Annotated in this window: 1 protein-coding gene; it reads left to right on the top strand. The window is 58.5% G+C overall.

Going from position 1 to position 2,111, the window contains the following annotated elements:
• Positions 1-273: 273 nt before the first annotated feature.
• Positions 274-2,111, top strand: a 1,838-nt coding sequence (locus tag V6C16_RS11790) for an ABC transporter transmembrane domain-containing protein (RefSeq protein ID WP_333543293.1), incomplete at its 3' end; no start/stop codon positions are given.

The raw sequence follows: 2,111 nt of genomic DNA, 5'->3' as shown, positions 1-2,111 counted from the left end.
GCCGCAACTTACCGCCGCCACCCAATGCCGGTGGGCAACCCCCGAAGAACTGGAAAACCTGGCAATGCCCGCTGCCCACCGCAAGCTGGCGGACAGCCTTTTCGCCCTGCGGGGCGAAAAACAGCCCGCCCACAGCCCACCGCCGGAAGAGCAGAACAGCCTCATATGATATTTGATAAAAATGAGGCAATAATCATACTTTCTCCTTGCATTTTCTATATACTATTTCCTATCATCAGGTAGAGAGAAATGGATGTCCTGCGAAGGGCAGGCATGAGGCAAGAGCAAGAATTTGCGGCTGACGCGGACCCGAAAGCCGTGTCAGACAGCATACCCGAAAATGCGGATCACACGCCGTCCTTTGCCCATTCGTTGCGCGCCCTGCTGCGCATCATGGGCAAGCCGGTGTCGCTTCCTCTGTTGCTCAGCGGCATACGCGGCGGCCCGAGCTCAGATTCGCCCTCGGCCTGCCTGCGTTCAGCCAAGCGCTACGGCCTTGACGCACGCATTGTGCGTCGCAAAAATCTCAACAGCATCTCTCCCCTTGTGCTCCCCTGTATTCTGCTGCTCAAAAACGAGCAGAGCTGCGTCCTGCTGCAGCAAAATGCCAAAGCAGACACTGCGGAAGTGATTTTTCCCGAAGAGGGCGACCAACCCAAAACCGTAAGCCGCCGGGAACTGGAAGACCAGTACACCGGCTATGCGGTTTTCGGCAGTCTTGCAAAAAAACTGGACGCCCGCGCCCGCATAGCCCTGCCCGTCACCAAGCGCTGGTTCTGGGATGTCATCGCCCACTACATGCCGCTGTACAAGCATGTCATCATTGCCACTGTCATTATCAATTTTCTTGGCATCGCGGGTTCGCTCTTTGCCATGAATGTTTATGACCGCGTTGTCCCCAACCAGGCCGAAGAAACCTTGTGGGTGCTGGCATCAGGCGTGTTGCTGGCCTATATGGTGGACTTCATCCTGCGCAACGTGCGCGGCTATTTTGTGGACCTGGCCGGACGCAACGCAGACGTGGTGCTGTCCAGCAAGCTTATGGAAAAGGTGCTCAACCTGCGCATGGACGCAAAACCCGACTCCACAGGTGCGCTGGTAAACAATTTTAGCGGTTTTGAATCATTACGGGATTTTTTCAGTTCCGGCAGCCTGGTGGTTCTGGCCGACCTGCCCTTTCTCATCATCTTTCTCGCCCTCATATTTCTTATCGGCGGCCCCGTTGTGGGCGTGCCGCTGGCTGCCGTGCCGCTCATGGTAGGCCTGGGCCTTCTGCTGCAACTGGGCGCGCGCCGTCATGCCGCCACCAGCTACCTGCTGAACATGCAGAAAAACGCACTGTTGATCGAAATCGTGCACGGGCTTGAAACCGTAAAGACCAGCCGGGCGGAAAGCCGCCTGCTCTATCTGTGGGAACAGATCTGCGATGCCTCGGCGGAAACTTCGCGCATCTCCCGCCGCTATGCCACGTTGACGCTCAGCATTTCGAGCGGGCTCAGCCAGCTTGTGTCGGTGGGGGTCATCGTATGGGGCGTATACCGCATCATGGACGGCGCGATGACTATGGGCGGCCTTATTGCCTGCAACATACTGGCCGGGCGGGCCATGGCCCCGCTCATGCAGATGGCGGGCATGATCTCGCGACTGCACCAGTCGCGCATGGCCCTTGCGGCGCTGAACACCATCATGGAACTGCCCATCGAAGACCCGGTCGAGAACGACAAGACGGACTTTGGCCTGCTTCAGCCCGCCTTTACCTTCAGTCACGTAAGCTTCAGCTACCCGGGGGCAAAGCACAATTCCCTGTCGGACGTCAGCTTTACCATCCGCCCCCACGAAAAAGTGGCGATCATCGGGCGCATGGGATCGGGCAAGTCCACCATAGGCCGCCTTATGATGGGGCTTTACACGCCTCAGGACGGGGCAGTGCGGTTCGGCGGCGTCGACCTGCGGCAGATGGACGCCGCCAACCTGCGTGGCCGCATAGGCTACCTGCCCCAGGACATAACCCTTTTTTACGGGACCATACGCGACAATATCGCCCTCAATGATCCCGGCATCGAAGATCAGCGGGTACTGCGCGCGGCGTATCAGGCGGGAGCCACAGACTT

Source organism: Desulfovibrio sp. 1188_IL3213, assembly GCF_036763145.1.
GTDB lineage: Bacteria > Desulfobacterota > Desulfovibrionia > Desulfovibrionales > Desulfovibrionaceae > Desulfovibrio.
The sequence above is the reverse complement of the archived record's forward strand: the minus strand, read 5'-3'. Positions and strand labels throughout refer to the sequence as shown.